Origin of the sequence: Allobosea sp., from assembly GCF_030695125.1 — a bacterium.
Lineage (GTDB): Bacteria > Pseudomonadota > Alphaproteobacteria > Rhizobiales > Beijerinckiaceae > Allobosea.
In genome coordinates, this window is the sequence record NZ_JAUYTP010000008.1 from 88,659 (window position 1) to 107,972 (window position 19,314).

15 protein-coding genes and 1 tRNA gene are annotated in these 19,314 nt (G+C 67.0%); 11 read left to right on the forward strand and 5 right to left on the reverse strand.

The window, feature by feature from the left end; genetic code table 11:
• The first annotated feature begins 179 nt into the window (after window positions 1–179).
• The 5 genes from ptsP (at window position 180) to Q8S38_RS01735 (ending at window position 6,254) form a co-directional block, all read left to right on the forward strand.
• On the forward strand, window positions 180–2,447 hold the full coding sequence (gene ptsP / locus Q8S38_RS01715; protein ID WP_305678687.1) for a phosphoenolpyruvate--protein phosphotransferase: 2,268 nt from the start codon (window positions 180–182) through the stop codon (window positions 2,445–2,447).
• A 51-nt stretch (window positions 2,448–2,498) separates the two neighbouring features.
• Window positions 2,499–3,584: a peptide chain release factor 1 gene (gene prfA, locus Q8S38_RS01720; protein ID WP_305678688.1), complete on the forward strand. Its 1,086-nt coding sequence runs from the start codon at window positions 2,499–2,501 to the stop codon at window positions 3,582–3,584.
• An 87-nt stretch (window positions 3,585–3,671) separates the two neighbouring features.
• Window positions 3,672–3,950 (forward strand): hypothetical protein, encoded by a 279-nt coding sequence (locus Q8S38_RS01725; RefSeq protein WP_305678919.1) that lies wholly within the window; start codon window positions 3,672–3,674, stop codon window positions 3,948–3,950.
• Window positions 3,947–4,828 carry a peptide chain release factor N(5)-glutamine methyltransferase gene (prmC, locus tag Q8S38_RS01730; protein WP_305678904.1) on the forward strand — a complete coding sequence of 294 codons (882 nt, stop codon included), beginning with the start codon at window positions 3,947–3,949 and terminating at the stop codon, window positions 4,826–4,828. The genes Q8S38_RS01725 and prmC overlap by 4 nt, the downstream gene beginning before the upstream one ends.
• Before the next feature lie 388 nt (window positions 4,829–5,216).
• Window positions 5,217–6,254, forward strand: a complete 1,038-nt coding sequence (locus tag Q8S38_RS01735; RefSeq protein ID WP_305678689.1) for a DUF4167 domain-containing protein — start codon at window positions 5,217–5,219, stop codon at window positions 6,252–6,254.
• Between the two features lie 56 nt (window positions 6,255–6,310).
• Here Q8S38_RS01735 and Q8S38_RS01740 read toward each other — a convergent pair whose 3' ends face one another.
• Both Q8S38_RS01740 and Q8S38_RS01745 read right to left on the reverse strand, forming a co-directional pair.
• Window positions 6,311–7,105, reverse strand: coding sequence for an MOSC domain-containing protein (locus Q8S38_RS01740; protein ID WP_305678690.1), 795 nt, complete (start codon window positions 7,103–7,105; stop codon window positions 6,311–6,313).
• 82 nt (window positions 7,106–7,187) lie between these two features.
• A complete protein-coding gene (locus tag Q8S38_RS01745; RefSeq protein ID WP_305678691.1) occupies window positions 7,188–7,532 on the reverse strand; it encodes a DUF2293 domain-containing protein in 345 nt (114 codons plus the stop codon).
• A gap of 175 nt (window positions 7,533–7,707) precedes the next feature.
• Here Q8S38_RS01745 and clpB point away from each other — a divergent pair, with 175 nt between their 5' ends.
• Window positions 7,708–10,329 (forward strand): ATP-dependent chaperone ClpB, encoded by a 2,622-nt coding sequence (gene clpB / locus Q8S38_RS01750; protein WP_305678692.1) that lies wholly within the window; start codon window positions 7,708–7,710, stop codon window positions 10,327–10,329.
• A 110-nt stretch (window positions 10,330–10,439) separates the two neighbouring features.
• Here the strand turns inward: clpB and metW are convergent, their stop codons facing one another.
• Window positions 10,440–11,054 (reverse strand): methionine biosynthesis protein MetW, encoded by a 615-nt coding sequence (metW, locus tag Q8S38_RS01755; RefSeq protein ID WP_305678905.1) that lies wholly within the window; start codon window positions 11,052–11,054, stop codon window positions 10,440–10,442.
• 172 nt (window positions 11,055–11,226) lie between these two features.
• On the reverse strand, window positions 11,227–12,396 hold the full coding sequence (metX, locus tag Q8S38_RS01760; protein WP_305678693.1) for a homoserine O-acetyltransferase MetX: 1,170 nt from the start codon (window positions 12,394–12,396) through the stop codon (window positions 11,227–11,229).
• A 299-nt stretch (window positions 12,397–12,695) separates the two neighbouring features.
• On the opposite strand from metX, the gene Q8S38_RS01765 reads away from it, so the two are divergent.
• The 4 genes from Q8S38_RS01765 to Q8S38_RS01780 all read left to right on the forward strand — a co-directional run bounded on the left by Q8S38_RS01765 (window position 12,696) and on the right by Q8S38_RS01780 (window position 15,982).
• Window positions 12,696–13,550, forward strand: a complete 855-nt coding sequence (locus Q8S38_RS01765; RefSeq protein WP_305678694.1) for a chorismate mutase — start codon at window positions 12,696–12,698, stop codon at window positions 13,548–13,550.
• A 162-nt stretch (window positions 13,551–13,712) separates the two neighbouring features.
• Entirely contained in the window at window positions 13,713–14,813 is a 1,101-nt protein-coding gene (gene hisC, locus Q8S38_RS01770; protein WP_305678695.1) for a histidinol-phosphate transaminase, read from the forward strand.
• The gene (locus Q8S38_RS01775; protein ID WP_305678696.1) at window positions 14,813–15,760 is read left to right on the forward strand and encodes a prephenate/arogenate dehydrogenase family protein; all 948 of its coding nucleotides are present in this window, start codon (window positions 14,813–14,815) and stop codon (window positions 15,758–15,760) included. The genes hisC and Q8S38_RS01775 overlap by 1 nt, the downstream gene beginning before the upstream one ends.
• A gap of 146 nt (window positions 15,761–15,906) precedes the next feature.
• Window positions 15,907–15,982: transfer RNA gene (locus Q8S38_RS01780), tRNA-Thr, on the forward strand.
• A 77-nt stretch (window positions 15,983–16,059) separates the two neighbouring features.
• Here Q8S38_RS01780 and Q8S38_RS01785 read toward each other — a convergent pair.
• Window positions 16,060–17,280, reverse strand: coding sequence for a DUF6035 family protein (locus Q8S38_RS01785; protein WP_305678697.1), 1,221 nt, complete (start codon window positions 17,278–17,280; stop codon window positions 16,060–16,062).
• Between the two features lie 377 nt (window positions 17,281–17,657).
• On the opposite strand from Q8S38_RS01785, the gene Q8S38_RS01790 reads away from it, so the two are divergent.
• On the forward strand, window positions 17,658–19,283 hold the full coding sequence (locus Q8S38_RS01790) for an amidohydrolase (protein ID WP_305678698.1): 1,626 nt from the start codon (window positions 17,658–17,660) through the stop codon (window positions 19,281–19,283).
• Window positions 19,284–19,314 lie beyond the last annotated feature (31 nt).

The following is a 19,314-nucleotide window of genomic DNA, read 5'->3' on the forward strand; positions in this document are numbered from 1 at the left end:
AAATGCAACGACCACCGCGCGGCCTTATCGGCGTGTCTTGCCGCCGGGCCTTGCCGAGTGCGGCCTCGGGTGGATAGAAGGCCTCGATTGCGGAAGCGCTTGCGACTCGGCCGTGACAGGTGTCAGGTCTGCGGTGGACGGCGGCCATGACGGGCCGGCCGGCGGGGGGCTCTAGATTCATGCGAGGTGCTCACGGAGGATCGGGCGTTCTGCTGCGCCGTCTTCGTGAGGTGATGGCGGCGTCCATCAGCCCGCAGGAAAGGCTCGATCGGCTCGTCGTTCTGATCGCCGGCAATCTCGTCGCGGAAGTCTGCTCGGTCTATGTCCTGCGCGAGGATGGCTCGCTCGAACTCTTCGCCACCGAGGGCCTCAACCGCGAGGCGGTGCATCTCACCACGATGCGCGCCGGCGAGGGCCTCGTCGGCCTGATCGCGCGCGAGGCGGAGCCCCTGGCGCTCTCCGACGCCCAGAACCATCCGGCCTTCTCCTACCGGCCTGAAACCGGTGAGGAGATCTATCGCTCCTTCCTCGGTGTGCCGATCCTGCGCGGCGGCGCGGTGATGGGCGTGCTCGTCATCCAGAACCGCGCCACGCGCCTCTACAGCGAGGAAGAGGTCGAGTCGCTGCAGACCACCGCCATGATCATGGCGGAGATGATCGCGGCCGGCGGCCTGAAGTCGCTGGCCCGGCCGGGCGCCTCGATCGGGCTCGACCGCCCGATTCATGGCGTCGGCGTCTCGCTCGCAGACGGCGTCGGGCTGGGCCATGCCGTCCTGCACGAACCGCGCGTCGCCATCACCAACCTGATCGCCGAGAACCCGGCCGCCGAGGTGCAGCGTCTCGAGGCGGCGATCGGCGAGATGAGGGCCTCGATCGACGAGCTCATCGAACGCGGCGACGTGGCCCATATCGGCGAGCATCGCGACGTTCTCGAAACCTTCCGCATGTTCGCCCATGATCAGGGCTGGCTGCGCCGCATGCGCGAGGTCGTGCTCACCGGGCTCACCGCCGAGGCTGCCGTCGAGCGCGTCCAGTCGGACACGCGCGCCAAGATGCTGCGCCAGACGGACCCTTATCTGCGCGAGCGTCTCCACGATCTCGACGATCTCGCCAACCGGCTGCTGCGCACCCTGGTCGGCAAGGCCAATGGCGTGGCGCGGGAGGAGATGCCCGAGAACGCCATCCTGATCGCGCGCTCGATGGGCCCGGCCGCGCTGCTGGACTATGACCGCGCCCATCTGCGCGGCCTCGTGCTGGAGGAGGGCGGTCCGACCAGCCATATCGCCATCGTCGCGCGTGCGCTCGGCATTCCCGCGGTCGGCGAAATCGTCAACGCCACTGCGCTGATCCAGGCGGGCGACGCCGTCATCGTTGACGGGCAGGCCGGTGAGGTCCAGATCCGGCCGCAGCCCGATGTCGAGAACGCCTACAAGGACAAGGCGCGGCTGCGCGCCCGCAAGCAGGAACAGTACCGTAAGCTCAAGAGCCAGCCGGCCGTCACGCGCGATGGCGTGCCGATCGTGCTTCAGATCAATGCCGGCCTGCTCGTCGACATGCCCAATCTCGAGGCGACGGCGGCGGCGGGCATCGGCCTGTTCCGCACGGAGCTGCAGTTCATGGTCGCCGAGCACATGCCGACGACCAGCGAGCAGCAGGCGCTCTACACCGCCGTGCTCGACCAAGCTCAGGGGAAGCCCGTCACCTTCCGCACGCTCGACATCGGCGGCGACAAGGTGCTGCCCTATATGGAGCGTGTCGAGGAAGAAAACCCGGCTCTGGGCTGGCGCGCCATCCGCATCGGGCTCGACCGGCCGCGTCTGCTGCGTGCGCAGGTGCGGGCGTTGCTGCGGGCGGGGTCGGGCCGCGACATGAAGATCATGCTGCCGATGATCGCCACCGTCGACGAGTTCCAGCGCGCCCGCACCATCGTCCGGCGCGAGCAGGCCATGCTGGCAAAGCAGGGTCATGTGCCGCCGCTCAGCCTCCAGCTCGGCGTCATGGTCGAGGTGCCCTCGCTCCTGTTCGAGCTTCCAGAAATCGTCCGCGAGGCCGATTTTCTCTCGATCGGCACCAATGATCTGATGCAGTTCCTGTTTGCGGCCGACCGCGAGAACAAGCGCGTCGCCGACCGGTTCGACCCGCTGGGCGTGGGCGCCTTGCGGGCTTTGCGCAGCATCGTGGACGCGGCGGCGGAAACGAACTGCCCGGTGACGGTCTGCGGCGAGATGGGTGGCAAGCCCATCGAGACGATGGCATTGATCGGCCTCGGCTACCGTGCCTTCTCGATGTCGGCGGCGTCCATCGGTCCGGTCAAGGCCATGCTGCGGGCGCTCGACGTGGCGAAGCTGTCCGAGCGGCTCGACTGGATGCTCGCCTCGGGCGAGGGGGCTGCCAGCCTGCGCCCCCAGCTCGCCGCCTTCGCAGCCGAGTTCAAGGTTCCGGTCTAGCGACGCGGCGCGCGCCGGCCGAGCCCTTCCCATGTCGTTTTCGAGTTTGCCATGTCCCTTCAGCTTCCGCAGGATCGTCTCGACGCCATCGTGGCGCGTCACGCCGCAGCCTCCGCCGAGATCAACACGGCCACCGACTCCACGCGCACCGTCGAACTGGCCAAGGAGCTCTCCGAACTCGACCCCGTGGTTGCGGCCATCGCGAGTTGGCGCCAGGCGCAGACCAGCCTGGAGGAGGCGGAGGCCCTGATCGCGGACCCCGCGACCGATGCCGATTTTCGCGAACTCGCCTATGAGGAGCGCGAGGCGGCGCGCGTCGAAATCGACTCGCGCGCCCGCGAAATCCTGATCGCCCTGCTGCCGAAGGACGCCGCCGATGAGCGCGGCGTCATCCTCGAGATCCGGGCCGGCACCGGTGGCGACGAGGCCTCGCTGTTCGCCGGCGATCTGTTTCGGATGTATCAGCGCTACGCCGCCCAGAAGAACTGGAGCGTCGATCTGCTCTCCGAGAGCGAGGGCACGGTGGGCGGCTTCAAGGAGGTCATCGCCGAGATCGCCGGCAAGGGCGTCTATGCGAAGCTGAAATACGAATCCGGTGTCCATCGCGTCCAGCGCGTGCCCGACACCGAGACCAGCGGGCGCATCCACACCTCGGCGGCGACCGTCGCCATGCTGCCGCTCGCCGGCGATGTCGACATCGTCCTCAATGACAGCGACATCCGCATCGACACCATGCGCGCCGGTGGCGCCGGCGGCCAGCACGTCAACAAGACCGAATCGGCCGTCCGCCTGACCCATCTGCCGACGGGGATCGCCGTCGTCGTCCAGGACGAGCGCTCCCAGCACAAGAACAAGGCGCGCGCCTATGACTTACTGCGGGCGAAGCTCTACGACATCGAGCGCGGCCGGATCGATGCCGAGCGCTCGGCCGACCGGCGCTCGCAGGTGGGTTCGGGCGATCGCTCCGAGCGTATCCGGACCTATAACTTCCCCCAGGGGCGCGTCACCGACCACCGCATCAACCTGACGCTCTACAAGCTCGACGAGATGATGCAGGGGCTGGTGCTCGACGACGTCATCGACGCCCTGACGGCCGAGCACCAGGCAAGGCTGCTGGCGACGGAGGGCATCGCGTGACCGATGATGATCCGCCCGGGTCGATGCAACCTCTTCGCCCGCCCCGCGTTGCACCTGCATCGACAGTGCAACTGGGGGAACCCTCCGATGATCAAGATCTTTTCAAGCTTCGCCGTGGCCGGTCTCATGGCGGGGCTGCTGGCGATGCCGGCGCAGGCGCAGGGCACGGCAGAGCGGGTGGAACGCTCGATGGAGCGAGGCCTGAAGAGCATCACGGCCGGCGAGCCGGCTCGCATGAACAAGGCGATGACGCAGTCCCAGGCGCGACGCACCTGCCGGGCGGAGATGCGCGGCTCGGGCGAGAGCCGCTCCTCGATCCGCACCAAGACTCGCGACTGCATCATCCGCAAGACGCAGGGCAACTGACCACCCGCTCGCTTCCCAAGGCGACGCTCGACGCCAACGCCGCGCTTTCCCCGAGGGAGGCGCGGCGTCTCGTCTTTGCGCGCTTGACAGAGGCGGGCTTTGACAATGCCTTCCACGAGGCGAAATGGCTCGTCGATCACGTCGCTGGAGAGCGGCTGGGCGAGGCCGAGCCGCTATCGGAGGCGGATCGCGTTCGGCTCGATGACGCTCTGGCGCGGCGGCTGGCGGGTGAGCCGCTCTGGCGTGTGCTGGGCGAGCGCGAGTTCTGGGGGCTTACCTTCAGGCTGTCGCCCGCGACCCTCGAGCCACGGCCCGACAGCGAGACCCTGATCGAAGCGGCGCTGGAGCGTATCGGCGATCGCCGGCACGCGCCTCTGTCGATCCTCGACCTCGGCACCGGCACCGGATGCTTGCTGATCGCCCTGCTCAGCGAATGCCCTGCCGCAACGGGTCTCGGAATCGATCTGTCGCAGGAAGCTGTCGAGACTGCGCGTCTGAATGCGGCGGCCAACGGCGTGTCAGACCGCGCCGCGTTCCGGCAAGGCGCCTGGACCGCAGAGTTGAACCGCCGGTTCGATGTGATCGTGTCGAATCCGCCCTATATCCGCACCGCCGACATCGCAACCCTCGACGCCGCGGTGCGCGAGCACGACCCCAGACTCGCTCTCGACGGCGGCGCGGACGGCCTCGGCCCCTACCGGATTTTCGCGCAGACGCTCGCAGCCGTGCTCGCCGATGACGGTTTCGTCGTGCTGGAGATCGGCGCGGACCAAGAAGACGACGTCAAGGGCATCATGCAACAGGGCGGCTTTGTCTGGCAGGGTTCGCGCCGCGATCTGGGCGGGCATCCACGCGCACTGATCTTCGCTCTCCCCTGAAATAGCACGATCAACGGTGTGATTTTGCTTGGAGCGGCGCGGAAAATCCTCTATGCACCATCTCAGCCGAAGCTGGTGCCGGCAGCCCGAAGTCGCAGACAATGACTGTGGCGATCAATCGTTTCTTCCGGACATGTCCGTGGATCGGCGGGGCTGACGAGCCGAATTGGATACCGAGGGCGCCGAGGCGCTGATCGGCTCATGGGACTGGAAGTCCTTTTTGGAAAGAGCGCGTGAAGACCAGGAACGGCGCAAAGCCACTTCAGGTCACTCTCACCCGGCGCAGCGACGCAACCCGCTGTGCGCCGAAACACGCATGATGACCCCACGGTTGCCTTGAGCATAGAGCGCGAGATTCACGCGAATGAGACCAGGTCAGAACCGGCGCATGCGCGGCCGTAACAACAACAATAACAACAATAACAATAACAGCAGTGGCAACCGGAAGGCTCCCAATCCGCTACAGCGGAGCTACGAGTCGAACGGCCCGGACGTGAAGGTTCGCGGGACCGCGCAGCATGTCGCGGAAAAGTACCTGCAGCTGGCGCGCGATGCGCAATCCTCGGGCGATCTCGTCTCCGCCGAGAACTATTTCCAGCACGCCGAGCATTATTACCGGATCCTGTTGGCTGCGCAGGAGCAGATGGCCCAGCAATTCGGCCATAGCTTCCCGCCCAATCGCGCCTTCAATGAAGACGCCGATGACGGCGAGGAGGAGGGCGACGAGGATGGCCAGCCTTCGCAGCAGGGCGGACCGCAGCCCGAGATGCGCAATGCTCCCATGGGTGGCGGCAACGGCAATGGCTACAATGGCAACGGCGCCCGCTATGAGGGCGAGGCCGGCGAAGGCCAGCCGGGCGGACAGCGCTTCGACCGTCCCCCGCGCAACAACGACCGACCTAACGACCGCCCGAACAACGACCGCCCGAACAATGATCGCCCCAATAGTGATCGAAACGGCAATCGGCGGTTCGACCGCAACGAGCGTCCCGATCGGAATGGCGAACGCCGCTTCGAGCGTCCCGAGGGCGGGCAGAACGTCCAGGGCGGTTATGCCCCGCGTCCCGATGCGCCGCGCTCCGACATTCCGGTGTCTGGCGATCAGCCCGATCTGGCGCCGCAGCCGGTTCAGGGCGAGCGCCGTTTCGAGCGCCCCGAGCGCGCCCCGCGCCCCGAGCGTCGCCCGCGCCGCGACCGCGATGCCGATCTCGATGGCGATCAGCCGGGCGATGTGGCCGCTGCGCTGCCGTCGTTCCTGACGACGCCGGTGCGCGTGCCCGTGGCGGAAGCCGAGCCGGTCGCGATGGCGGAGGACGTTCCCGAGGCCGGCCCGGCCGAGGACGCCCCGAAGCGCCCGCGCCGCCGCCGTTCCCCCCGCGAGGTCATGGACGCTCTCGGTTCTGAGACCGACGGCACGCCCGAGTGATCGGGACGAGGCCTTGATCGACGACGAAAGGGCCCGCAAGGGCCCTTTTTCATGGCCTATGCGATGCCGAGCCCGGCCGGCGCTGCGGGCGTCTCGACGACGTCGAGCCGCTCGCCCTCGGCCAGGCGGCCGCCAGCGATGATCCTGCAATAGATCCCGCAATCGACATGGCCGAAGGCGGTCATCAGCGCCTTGGGCAGTTGCAGGTCGCGCGCGCCTGTCTGCGGATCGACATTGGTCGCCGCGCAGCGCTCGATCCGCTTGATCACCTCCAGCCGCACGCCGGAGGCCGCCGCCAGCTGGCTGCCGACGAGAGCCAGTTCAGCCCAGGGCTCCAGACCCTCGACCATGATGTTGCCGCGGAAGCGCAACGGATCGACGGCTGAGCCGATGCGCTTTTCCAGATCGGCGACGCTGGCGAGGTTGATGAGCGACACGAACCCAGAGCGCGAATCGGTGAAGCGGTAACTCTCCGGCGCCCGCAGCAGCCGCGGTTGGCCCCGCAGGGCCTGCGGCATGAAAGCTTCGAAGAACGCACTGATGGCGCCCTGGCCCTCGGTCGTGACGGTGTTGGCCCGCAACACCTCCTCGCCGTCTCGGGCGATCACGAGATCGCCGCTGGTGTCGTCGAAGCGGGTGCGCAGCGTCGCCAGCGCCTCGTGGCGCATGAGCATCAGATACTTGATCTTGGGCTGGTGGACCGGCTCGGCCGGATCGAAGCCCGAAGGCCCGTTCTCGATCGCAAACAGCCGGTCGCCGGGGAAATAGGCGTTCGCTTCGAGCGGCGCCGAGGTCAGGCGCTCGGGCGACAGGCCCTTCACGGGATAGCGGTAGAGCGAGGCGATGCGCATGGAGAAGGCCCTGGAGCGAGACGGATCGAAAGAATAGCGCGCCTCAGGCGCGATGAGCGATGAATTCCTCGCATGGCCGCAATCAGCCCCGCGAGATGCGGGTGCGGACCGCGTCCTCCTCGACCTCCGGCAGATCCGCCACCGAACGCTGGCAGCCCCAGCCGGCCAGCACGGCATCGGTGTCCTCCACCACGAAGAAGCGCGCCGCCTCGCGGTCATAGCCATCCGCCAGCAGCTGCTCGTAATCGGTATGGACATGCCGGACATGGCTGCCGAGCGCGAGCCAAAGCGCCGTCGTCGGTGGCAGATCCTTCATGTGCCGCCGCTCGGCCAGCGCCACCACGGCCTGCGCATCAGATAGCGGGATGCCGGGCGCGAGCGCCCGTAGCGCCTTGCGGATCGATTGCTGTCGCTGCGTCCCTGCCATGGCCCATGGTGCGCCCGCGATTTGACCCAGGTCAATTCTGGATCGCAGCTCTTCCGTTGCGCAGATGCCACACCTATCTCTGGTGGCGAGAGGCGGCCCGAGCGGGAGCCTCATCCAGACAAGAGGCAACCGGAACACGTCGCTACGGGGCGTGCCGGTGGGCGGGAGTGACGAGATGAACATCGAAAAATACACCGATCGCGCCAAGGGCTTTCTCCAGGCAGCGCAGACCATCGCGCTGCGCGAGGGCCATCAGCAGTTCACGCCGGAGCATCTGCTCAAGGCGCTGCTCGACGACAGCGAGGGCATGGCGGCCGGGCTGATCGACCGCGCTGGCGGCAATGCGAAGCTCGCGCTGCAGCTCACGGATGTCGCGCTGGCGCGGCTGCCCAAGGTCAGCGGCGCCGGGGCCGGTGGCGTCAACCTGACGCCCGGCTTGGCGCGCGTATTCGACACGGCGGAGAAGGCGGCCGACAAGGCCGGCGATTCCTTCGTCACGGTCGAGCGGCTGCTGCTGGCCTTGGCGATCGAGAAGGACAGCGAGGCCGGCAAGGCGCTGGGCAAGGCCGGCGTCACGCCGCAGGCGCTAAATGCCGCCGTCGAGGCGATCCGCAAGGGCCGCACCGCCGATTCGGCATCCGCCGAGCAGAGCTATGACGCGCTCAAGAAATACGCGCGCGACCTCACCGCGGCTGCCCGCGAGGGCAAGCTGGACCCTGTGATCGGGCGCGACGAGGAGATCCGCCGGACGATCCAGGTCCTCTCGCGGCGAACCAAGAACAACCCCGTGCTGATCGGCGAGCCCGGCGTCGGCAAGACCGCGATCGCCGAGGGGCTCGCGCTGCGGATCGTCAATGGCGACGTGCCGGAAGGCCTCAAGGACAAGGAACTCCTCTCGCTCGACATGGGCTCCCTGATCGCCGGCGCGAAGTATCGCGGCGAGTTCGAGGAGCGGCTGAAGGCTGTGCTGAACGAGGTCTCGGCGGCCGAGGGCGGCATCATCCTGTTCATCGACGAGATGCACACCCTCGTTGGCGCCGGCAAGAGCGACGGCGCGATGGACGCCTCGAACCTGCTCAAGCCCGCTCTGGCGCGCGGCGACCTGCACTGCATCGGCGCCACCACGCTCGACGAGTACCGCAAATATGTCGAGAAGGACGCGGCGCTGGCGCGGCGCTTCCAGCCCGTCTTCGTCGACGAGCCCTCGGTCGAGGACACGGTCTCGATCCTGCGCGGGCTGAAGGAGAAGTACGAGCAGCACCACCGTGTCCGGATCACGGATTCGGCTCTGGTCTCGGCCGCGACGCTGTCGAACCGCTACATCACCGACCGCTTCCTGCCCGACAAGGCGATCGACCTCGTCGATGAGGCCTCGGCGCGACTGCGCATGCAGGTCGACTCCAAGCCCGAGGAACTGGACTCGATCGATCGCGAGATCGTCCGGCTCCGGATCGAGCAGGAGGCGCTCAAGAAGGAGAACGACGCAGGCTCGAAGGAGCGCCTGAAGCGGCTCGAATCCGAACTCGCTGATCTGGAGTCACGCTCGGCTACGATCACGGCGAAGTGGAAGGCCGAGAAGGACAAGCTCGGTGCCGCCGCTGAACTGAAGACGAAGCTCGACAACGCCCGTAACGAACTCGCCCAGGCGCAGCGCAAGGGCGAGTACCAGCGCGCCGGCGAACTGGCCTATGGCGAGATCCCGCAACTGGAGAAGGCGCTGGCCGAGATCGAGGCCATCGGCGACAGCTCCGGCATGGTCGAGGAGGCCGTCACCTCCGATCACGTCGCCCAGATCGTCAGCCGCTGGACCGGCGTTCCGGTCGACAGGATGCTGCAGGGCGAGAAGGAAAAGCTGCTGCGCATGGAGGAGGTTCTGGCGTCGCGCGTCGTCGGCCAGCGCGAGGCGGTCGAGGCCGTGTCGACGGCGGTTCGCCGCGCCCGTGCCGGTCTGCAGGACCCCAACCGGCCGATCGGCTCCTTCATGTTCCTGGGGCCCACCGGCGTCGGCAAGACCGAGCTGACCAAGGCCCTGGCCTCGTTCCTGTTCGACGACGACACCGCGATGGTGCGCCTCGACATGTCCGAATACATGGAGAAGCACTCGGTTTCCCGGCTGATCGGCGCGCCTCCCGGCTATGTCGGCTATGAGGAGGGCGGGGCGCTCACCGAAGCCGTGCGCCGCCGGCCCTATCAGGTCGTGCTCTTCGACGAGGTCGAGAAGGCGCATCCGGACGTGTTCAACGTCCTGCTGCAGGTGCTCGACGACGGGCGCCTGACCGACGGCCAGGGCCGCACGGTAGACTTCCGCAACGTGCTGATCATCATGACCTCGAACCTGGGCTCCGACTATCTGGTGAACCAGCCCGAGGGGCAGGATTCGGAGGCTGTCCGCGACGAGGTGATGGGCGTGGTCCGGCAGGCCTTCCGGCCGGAGTTCCTGAACCGCATCGACGACATCATCCTGTTCCACCGGCTGCGGCGCGAGGACATGGGCGCGATCGTCGACATCCAGATGGCCCGCCTCGCCAAGCTCCTGACCGACCGCAAGATCGTGCTGGAGCTGTCGAGCGAGGCCCGCCAGTGGCTCGCCGACAAGGGCTATGACCCCGCCTATGGCGCGCGCCCGCTCAAACGTGCGATCCAGAAGTCGGTGCAGGACCCGCTGGCGGAGCTGCTGCTGTCCGGCAGGATCCATGATGGCGAGACCGTGCCGGTGACAGTCGGTCCCGGCAGCTTGATGCTGGGAGACATTGCGGCGGTGAGGGAGAAGCGCCCCGCGGGCGTGCCGCTGAACTGACCGGCGTAACCGACGTCATCCTCGGGCGGTGCGCAGCGCCGACCCGGGGATCTCCGGCAGGATCAATCTCCGGCGAGAGATGCTCGGGTCTTCGCCCGAGCAAGACGCCTTCACCCCCGCTTCAGCAAAAACACCGCCTGCGCGCCAAACAGGTTCCAGAACCACCAGGGCGCGCTGACGCCGACGCGGCCGCCCGCCGCGTCGAGCGCGACCGCCCGCTCCTTTTCGGCGCCGATCGTGTCGCACAGCGTTACGAAATCGCGGATCGTGCAGAAATGGATGTTGGGCGTGTCCCACCAGGCATAGGGCAGTGAATCCGTCACCGGCATGCGGCCGAGGAAGAAGACCTGGCTGCGCATTTTCCAATGCCCGAAATTGGGGAAGGAGATGATCGCCCGCCGGCCGATCCGCAGCATCTGCTCGAGCACGAAGCGGGGATTGCGCGTCGCCTGGATCGTCTGGGACAGGATGACGTAGTCGAAGGCGTCGTCGGGATACTCGGTCAGGTCGGTGTCGGCGTCGCCCTGGATCACCGAGAGCCCGCGCGCGACGCAGCCGGCCACGCCCTCGCGCGACAATTCGATCCCGCGCGCATCGACATTCCGGGTCTCGGCCAGCAGCGCCAGCAATTGGCCGTCGCCGCAGCCGACATCGAGCACGCGAGACCCCGGCGTCACCATCTCGGCGACGAGCTTCAGGTCGATGCGGTTGGTGTGGGTGTCCATCGTCGTCAAGAGGATCTCCCCATGTCATTCCGGGGCTTCGCGCAGCGAAGAACCCGGAACCCACGACTGGGCGCCGCACTGAAAAGCGCCTGCATAACAGGGCTCGCCCGGTCGTGGGTTCCGGGTTCGGCCCTCCGGGCCGCCCCGGAACGACAGGGAAAAGCGCTGGTCATCAGATCCCCCGCGCCCGTGCCGCCGCGCCGAGGAAGCCCCGCGTCGTCGCAAACAGGTTCGGCTCCTCCAGCAGGAAGGCGTCGTGGCCCTTGTCGCTCTCGAGTTCGACGAAGGAGACCGAGGCGCCCGCCGCGTTGAGCGCATGCACGATCGCGCGGGAATCGGCGGTCGGGAACAGCCAGTCGGAGGTGAAGGACGCCACGCAGAAGCGCGTCTTCGTGCCGGCAAAGGCCTTGGCCAGCACGCCGTCATGGTCGGCGGCGAGGTCGAAATAATCCATCGCGCGCGTCACGTAGAGATAGGAGTTGGCGTCGAAGCGCTCGACAAAGGACGAGCCCTGATAGCGCAGATAGCTCTCGACCTGGAAATCCGCGTCGAAGGAGAAGGTCGGCGCCTCCCGGTCCTGCAGCTTGCGGCCGAATTTGCGGTGCAGCGCCGGCTCGGAGAGATAGGTGATGTGCGCGCCCATGCGCGCCACGGAGAGCCCCTTGGAGGGGCGCGTGCCCTCCTCGAGATAACGCCCGCCGCGCCAGTCGGGATCGGCCATCACGGCCTGGCGGCCGACCTCGTGGAAGGCGATATTCTGGGCTGAGTGCTTGGCGGCGCTCGCCAGCGGCAACGCGGCGAAGACGCGCTCGGGATAGCTCGCCGCCCATTGCAGCACCTGCATGCCGCCCATCGAGCCCCCGGCGACGCAGAACAGGGTTTCGATCCCCAGGCTGTCGATCAGGTGCCGCTGCGCCCGCACCATGTCGCGGATCGTCACCATCGGGAAGGCGAGCCCCCAGGGCTTGCCGGTCTCGGGGTTGGTCGAGGCCGGGCCGGTCGTGCCGGTGCAGCCGCCGACGACATTGGCGCAGATCACGAAGAAGCGGTCGGTGTCTACAGGCTTGCCCGGCCCGACCATGGCCGTCCACCAGCCGCCCTTGCCGGTGATCGGGTTGCGGCTGGCCACATGCTGGTCGCCGGTGAGGGCATGGCAGACCAGGATCGCGTTCGAGCGGCCCTCATTCAGAACGCCATAGGTCTGGTAGGCGATCTGCCAATGGTCGAGGCTGACGCCGCAGTCCATCCGCAACGGCGTATCGGGGCCAAAGCGCGCCACCGCGCTCGTCGGCTCGTTCGCTTCCTTCAGGGGGTCGGCCAGGTTCGCGGAAAAGTCGCTCATTCTTGTCCGTTTCGACGCGATAATCTGTCCTGCCGGTCAGCTCGTTCGGAAGATCGAACCCTAGCGATGCCGCGACGCGTGCGTCATGTCAACGCGGCGTTGCGTCCGCGGCTTTGCCAAGGGCCCGTGGCAGCGCTATGGAGCCTGACGATCCCCGAAGCCCTCATCCTGAGGAGCCGCGGAACGCGGCGTCTCGAAGGATGCTCCAGCGCACTCTGGATCATCCTTCGAGACGCAGGCTTCGCCGGCTCCTCAGGATGAGGGCTGAGGACTTCAGCCGAGAAGCGCGTCTTGCCATCATGACCGAAGCCGCTCCGACCACGCTCGCCGCGCCCACGACCCTTGCCGATCTGCGCGCCGAGATCGACCGCATCGATGCGCAGATGCACGGCCTGCTGATGGAGCGGTCCGCGATCATCGAGACGCTGATCTCGGTCAAGAAGACGCAAGTCTCGGGCTCGGCCTTCCGCCCCGGCCGCGAGGCCGACATGATGAAGCGCCTGGCGCTGCGCCATCAGGGGCTGCTGCCGCTCGATACGATCGAGGGCATCTGGCGCATCATCATCGCGACCTTCACCTATGTTCAGGCGAATTACGCTGTCCACGCCGATGTCTCGGGCGGCGACGCTGCGATGCGCGATTCCGCCCGCTTCCATTTCGGCTTCACCGTCCCCTTCGTCACCCATGAGGATGCGCGCGCCGTCATCCGCGCCGTGGCGGATTCGGCCGGCGATCTCGGCATCTTTCGCATGGACCAGGGCGCCAGCGCCGGCATCTGGTGGCGCGATCTCGTCGGCGCCGATGCCCCCAAGATCATCGCGCGCCTGCCCTTCATCGAACGGCCGAACCACCCGGCCGGCACCCCGGTCTACTGCATCGCCAAGCCGCTGGCGGACGCCGCCATGCGCGAGATCGTGCTCTATGCCGCCCGCGTCGAGCGCTGGTCGGAGACGCTGAGGGCCGGGCTCGCCCAGCATCTGGCCGAGGTCTCGGCCTCGGCCGCCGACGGCTCGCATCTCTCGCTGCTGGTGGCTGCGTCGGGTGAGGTCGATCAGGCCGCGATCCGCGCCTCGCTGGAACCCGCCGGCCTGAGCGACTTCGCCGAGATCGGCAGCCACGCCGCCCGCTTCGCCTTCAAGCCTGTCCGTTCGTGAACCCGCTTCCGATGTCCTCCTGAACCACCCGTCGTCATCCTGGGCGCCGCGCAGCGGCGATCCGGGATCCATCGTAGCGTGTCGCGCCCTCTGATGGATCCCGGTCGACCTTCGGTCGCCCAGGATGACGGCGCGGGTGTTACAATCGAAGAGAGCAACACCATGTCCGCAGCCACCCGCCCCATGCCCCGCCCCGGCGTCCTCGACATCGAGGCCTATGTCCCCGGCAAATCGGCCGCTCCGGCCGGCGTGAAGCTGCACAAGCTCTCCTCCAACGAGACGCCACTGGGCCCGAGCCCCAAGGCCGTCGAGGCCTATGGCAAGATCGCCGGCAAGCTCGAACTCTATCCGGACGGCTCCTCCACCAAGCTGCGCGAGGCGATCGCCGGACGCTACGGGCTCGATGCCGGCCGCATCCTCTGCGGCACCGGCTCGGACGAACTGCTTCAGCTCATCACCAAGGCCTATCTCTGCGACGGGGACGAGGGCGTTTTCACGCAGCACGGCTTCCTCGTCTACCGCATCGCCATTCTGGCAGCGGGCGGCAAGCCCGTCGTGGTCGACGAAAAGAACTTCACCGCCGATGTCGACGCCATCCTCGCCGCCGTGACGCCGCGCACGAAGATCGTCTTCCTCGCCAACCCCAACAACCCGACCGGGACCTATCTGCCCTTCGACGAGGTCAAGCGCCTGCACGCCGGGCTGCCCTCGAACGTGCTGCTGGTGCTGGACGCGGCCTATGCCGAATATGTCCGCCGCAACGACTATGCCTCGGGCCTCGAACTGGTCGCCGAGAGCGAGAACGTCGTGATGACGCGCACCTTCTCGAAGATCTACGGCCTCGCCAATCTCCGCATCGGCTGGATGTATGGCCCCGCCCACATCATCGACGCGCTGGAGCGCATCCGCGGCCCCTTCAACGTCAACGGCGCGGCGATCGAGGCCGGCGCGGCCGCGATCGCAGACGAGGCCCATGTCGCGGCCGCGATCGAGCACAACGACACCTGGCTGGCCTGGACCACCGCCGAGCTGGAAAAGCTCGGGCTGACGGTCACGCCCTCCGTCGGCAATTTCGTCCTGGTCCATTTCCCCGCGACGCCCGGCCGCACGGCGAAGGAGGCCGACGCCTTCCTGACGCAGCGCGGCCTGATCCTGCGCGGCGTCGGCTCCTATGGTCTGCCGGGTGCGCTGCGCATGACCATCGGCACCGAGGAGCAGAACCGGCTCGTCGTCGCCGCCCTCAGCGAATTCCTGGCGGCGTGATGGCGCCGTCGCAGGACAGCTTCGCACCGCGGCGTGAGGCCCCGCTCTTCGGGCGGCTCGCGATCATCGGCATCGGGCTGATCGGCTCCTCCATCGCCCATGCCGCCAAGGCGCTGAACCTCGCCGGCCGCGTCGTGCTCTATGACCGCGAGCCGGAGGTGCGGCAGCGGGCCCGCGAACTCGGCCTCGGCCAAGAGATCGCGGACACGGCCGCCGCTGCCGTCGCGGACGCCGACCACATCATCCTCTGCGTGCCGGTCGGCGCCTGCGGTGCGGTCGCGGCCGAGATCGCCGCGATGCTCAAGCCGGGCGCGATCCTCTCCGATGTCGGCTCGGTCAAGAAGTCCGTGGTCGAGGCGGTGACGCCGCATCTGCCCGACGGTGTGCATTTCGTGCCGGCGCACCCGGTGGCGGGCACGGAGAATTCCGGCCCCGACGCCGGCTTCCCCAGCCTCTTCCTCAACCGCTGGTGCATTCTGACCCCGCCCGAGGGCGCCGATCCGGCCGCCATCGCCGCCACCCGCCAGTTCTGGGAGGGCATGGGCGCGATCGTCGAGGTGATGACCGCGAGCCATCATGACCTCGTGCTCGCCGTCACCAGCCATCTGCCGCATCTGATCGCCTACAACATCGTCGGCACGGCGGAGGATCTGGCGGCGGTGACGCAGTCGGAGGTGATCAAGTTCTCCGCCGGCGGCTTCCGCGACTTCACCCGCATCGCGGCCAGCGACCCGACGATGTGGCGCGACGTCTTCCTGCACAACAAGGATGCGGTGCTGGAGATGCTCGGCCGCTTCAGCGAGGATCTGGCGGTGCTGACCCGCGCCATCCGCTTCGGCGACGGCGACACCCTGCACAAGCATTTCACCCGCACCCGCGCCATCCGCCGCGGCATCGTCGCGCTCGGCCAGGAGAAGCCCGAGACGGAAAAGCTGCGCAAGGACTGACACAAGGGCGGACTGACGCCAGCGCAGACGGACGAAAGCAGGGGGCGGACGAAAAAGCCGGGGTTTCCGGCCAGAGGCCCGCCCCATCGCCTTGCCAAGAACTCGCCTTGCCAAGAATCGGCCGGACTGGTAGAGGCTGCCGCGTCGCCGCTTTAGCTCAGCTGGTAGAGCACCTCATTCGTAATGAGGGGGTCGGGGGTTCGAATCCCTCAAGCGGCACCATTTCTTTCCCTAATTTTCTGGCGCCTTCGACGTTTCGCGTTGAGAGCAATCCGTCTGGAGCGATCTGCGTTCCGGAATCAGCCTGAACGGCTAGATGATGCTTGCTCGGGCTTGCTGAGATCCCAATCCGGGAATAGGGCGTCCCTCATCAGCCCTATCGGACTCAGGCGTCCCCACTCCGCAACGCCGCTCGTTCTCAGTTCATCCTTCGCCCTGGCCAATGCGTTTTGCATTGATGTCCGAGCTAGAAGACGCGGTTGCCAGCGCTCTATAGCCATTCGCACGAGAGAGGCAGCGCGGTACCCACCGTTGTTGTTGAAGTTGTTGGCGATCGAGATCAGCTGAGGATGGCCGGACCCGGTGACAAAGCCGGCCTCAAGAGAAATTAGGAGCCGGACGAGCGCAAGCATGCATTCACCAGAGCTGCTGCGCTCAAACGGTGGAAGCTTGGCCCTTGCCGCCAGTTCGTTGAGCATCCCGAAAGGATCGATCTTTCCGGGGCCGCCATACGATGAACCTTTGTACTCTTCGATCCATCTTCGCTTGAAGTCGTCCGACCACCGCACCGGGCGGGCCAAGGAGGCCGCCTCTGCAATGGTCACGACGCTCGCTTCCCACGGCTCTGCGTGCCCAGCCCCCAGGAATGTCCAGACGCGCAAGCGGAACACGCCATCGCCCCGGCTTAGCGCGACGATGTCGCTATCCAGAGAAAACAGAGAGCCGCTTTGGTCTGCTACGATGTCGCGGACGGACGCGCGCATCGGCCCCCTCGGATCGAAGTTTCGCATGACCCAGAGCAGGCAGGCCCCTGAGCGGTCGTAGAACGCCCGGCGCCCGTTGATGCCATGCAGAGTGATCGTGGCGAGCTGCGCCTCCAGGACGACCCGATTGCCGTTGCAGTTGAACTTGACGTCGGGAAACCGGCCATAGGGAAACTCGTCGCGCATGGCGTCGGTCGGCGCCTCATAAGCGCCTAGCTCGACCCCCTCGACCGATGCATCGCTTTCAGCGAGGCCGGCCAGTAGCCTCACGAGGTCCTTATGCGCGTCGCCCTCTTGGCGGCCATGGAAGATCCGTGCGCTGATCTGATCAGGGGTGAGCTTCCGCTTTCGTTCAAGCGGGCACTCATCGGCGCCTCCTCGCAGGTGCGTCCAATAGTGGCGGCCGTGCTTGGCGGTCGGTGCGTGCGGGTAGAGCTTCTGACCGCAGGCCGGGCATGAAAAACGCAGCGCCTTTCGTGAAATCGTATCAGCGGATGCCGTCGCTTGCAGGCGTACCGTCGAGCGTGCGTCGCTCATGATGGTGGCTATCTCGTCAGCCGATATCCTGCCGTCGCGCTCCAGGTCCAGTGCGTACGGTATAAGAAGCTCGCGTCGCATACGCAGAGCCTGACCCATGTGTTCAGTTGGAGCAAGCTGCCCAAGTACACCTAATGTGAGGCCTTCAACGGCTAAAACACAATGGCGTACAGCAACGCTCCCAGCGCCGCTGAAATCTCAAGCGGCACCACTTCCTTATCTACCCCAGCGTCATCTCACCGAGCCTTGCTCAGCGAGCGAGCGCGCGCGATGCTGCCCATCTCTTCATCGCCGGACTGGCGCATTTTGCTGCGCGCCCCGCGATTGCCCGGGGATTTTTTTGATGCCATGAATTGGTTCCCGGAGGAACTAATTCCATGCCTAGCCTGCCCCATGCCGATCTCGTCCTCCAGAACGGTCCGGTCTATCTCGGGCTGAAGGAGGGTTACGCCTCGGCGGTCGCGCTCTGGGCCGGCAAGGTTCTGGCCACCGGCACGCCTGCCGATATGGCGCCATTGATCGGTCCCGGCACGAAGGTGATCGACCTCGCCGGCCGCATGGCGACGCCCGGTCTCTACGAGGCGCATCTTCATCTGCTGCCGCTCGGGCTGACGATGAAGGAGCTCGACATCCGGCCGCGCTTCGTGCGCACGCTGGACGGGCTGCTGGAGATGATCGCGCAGGCGGCGGCCAAGGTGAAGCCCGGCGAATGGATCCTGGCGCGCGGCTACGACCATTTCGAACTCGACGTGAAGCGCCACCCGCACCGCACGGAGCTCGATCGCGCCGCGCCGTACAACCCCGTCTACATCGTGCGCGCCTGCGGCCATCTCTCCGTCGCCAATTCGCTGGCGCTGAAGCTCGCCGGTGTCGACGAGAAGACCCCCGTTCCGGCCGGCGGCGCGATCGAGCAGGTCAATGGCGTGCTGACCGGGCTGATGGCCGAGAACGGCCGCGATCCGGTCAAGAAGGTCATCCCCGATCCGACCGACGAGGAACTCGTCGCGGCGATCGAGCGGGCCGGGCGCTACTGCAATTCCTTCGGCATCACCTCGGTGATGGACGCTGCCGTCGGCATGCGCTCGCGCTATCGCGAGGTCGCGGCCTATCGCACGGCGCAGCGCACGGGCCGCCTGCCGGTGCGCACCAATATGTGCCTGCTCGGCGGGCATAACGGCATCGTCGAGCAGTGCTTCGCCGACGGGCTGGTGACGGGTGCGGGCGACGACTGGCTCAGCGTCGGCCCGGTCAAGATCTTCACCGACGGCTCGGCCGGCGGCCGCACCGCGGCGATGAGCCTGCCCTATCTCGGCGAGCCGGAAACGACGGGCATCTTCTGCCTCACCGATGCCGAGATGGACGCGCTGACCCGCGACTACCATGCCAAGGGCTATCAGCTCGCGGTGCATGCCATCGGCGATGCCGCGATCGAGCAGACGCTGAACGCGATGGAAAACGGCCTGAACGACCACCCCGATGCCGACCGCCGCCACCGCATCGAGCATTGCGGCTTCAACTCGAAGGAGCAGATCGCCCGCATGGTCCGGCTCGGCATCGAGCCCGTGCCGCAGCCGGTCTTCATCTATGATTTCGGCGATCTCTATCTCTCGGTGCTGGAGGCCGACCGCGTCGAGGCCTGCTATCCGATGCGGGACTGGATCGAAGCCGGGCTGAAGCCGGCAGCCTCCTCGGATGCGCCGGTCTGCGACGCGAACATCTGGCCCAACATCTACACCATGCTGACCCGCAAGACCGCGCGCGGCACGGTCATCTCGCCGGACCAGACCCTGACGATCGACGAGGTCATCTCCGCCTATACCGAGTTCGGCGCCTATGTGAACCGCTGCGAGGACAGCCGTGGCCGCCTCCTGCCGGGCATGGCGGCGGATGTCGCGATCTTCTCCCGCGACTTGTCCACCGCCACGCCGGAACAGCTCTTGCACGAGACCCGCTGCGACATGACGATCATCGCAGGCAAGGTCGTGTACGAGGCGGACGCGTGATGGTGTTGAGAGCATTGTCGTCATTGCGAGC

What these genes read in the sequence shown, in the direction of transcription:
- Q8S38_RS01740 (WP_305678690.1), bottom strand. Translation starts at nt 7,105, where the DNA reads ATGCGCATCGCCTCGCTCTACCGCTATCCCGTGAAGGGCCTGTCGCCC.
- hisC (WP_305678695.1), top strand. Translation starts at nt 13,713, where the DNA reads ATGTCCGCAGCCACCCGCCCCATGCCCCGCCCCGGCGTCCTCGACATC.
- Q8S38_RS01790 (WP_305678698.1), top strand. Translation starts at nt 17,658, where the DNA reads ATGCCTAGCCTGCCCCATGCCGATCTCGTCCTCCAGAACGGTCCGGTC.
- Q8S38_RS01735 (WP_305678689.1), top strand. Translation starts at nt 5,217, where the DNA reads ATGCGCGGCCGTAACAACAACAATAACAACAATAACAATAACAGCAGT.
- Q8S38_RS01745 (WP_305678691.1), bottom strand. Translation starts at nt 7,532, where the DNA reads ATGGCAGGGACGCAGCGACAGCAATCGATCCGCAAGGCGCTACGGGCG.
- clpB (WP_305678692.1), top strand. Translation starts at nt 7,708, where the DNA reads ATGAACATCGAAAAATACACCGATCGCGCCAAGGGCTTTCTCCAGGCA.
- metW (WP_305678905.1), bottom strand. Translation starts at nt 11,054, where the DNA reads ATGGACACCCACACCAACCGCATCGACCTGAAGCTCGTCGCCGAGATG.
- Q8S38_RS01785 (WP_305678697.1), bottom strand. Translation starts at nt 17,280, where the DNA reads ATGAGCGACGCACGCTCGACGGTACGCCTGCAAGCGACGGCATCCGCT.
- metX (WP_305678693.1), bottom strand. Translation starts at nt 12,396, where the DNA reads ATGAGCGACTTTTCCGCGAACCTGGCCGACCCCCTGAAGGAAGCGAAC.
- prfA (WP_305678688.1), top strand. Translation starts at nt 2,499, where the DNA reads ATGTCCCTTCAGCTTCCGCAGGATCGTCTCGACGCCATCGTGGCGCGT.
- ptsP (WP_305678687.1), top strand. Translation starts at nt 180, where the DNA reads ATGCGAGGTGCTCACGGAGGATCGGGCGTTCTGCTGCGCCGTCTTCGT.
- Q8S38_RS01725 (WP_305678919.1), top strand. Translation starts at nt 3,672, where the DNA reads ATGATCAAGATCTTTTCAAGCTTCGCCGTGGCCGGTCTCATGGCGGGG.
- Q8S38_RS01775 (WP_305678696.1), top strand. Translation starts at nt 14,813, where the DNA reads ATGGCGCCGTCGCAGGACAGCTTCGCACCGCGGCGTGAGGCCCCGCTC.
- Q8S38_RS01765 (WP_305678694.1), top strand. Translation starts at nt 12,696, where the DNA reads ATGACCGAAGCCGCTCCGACCACGCTCGCCGCGCCCACGACCCTTGCC.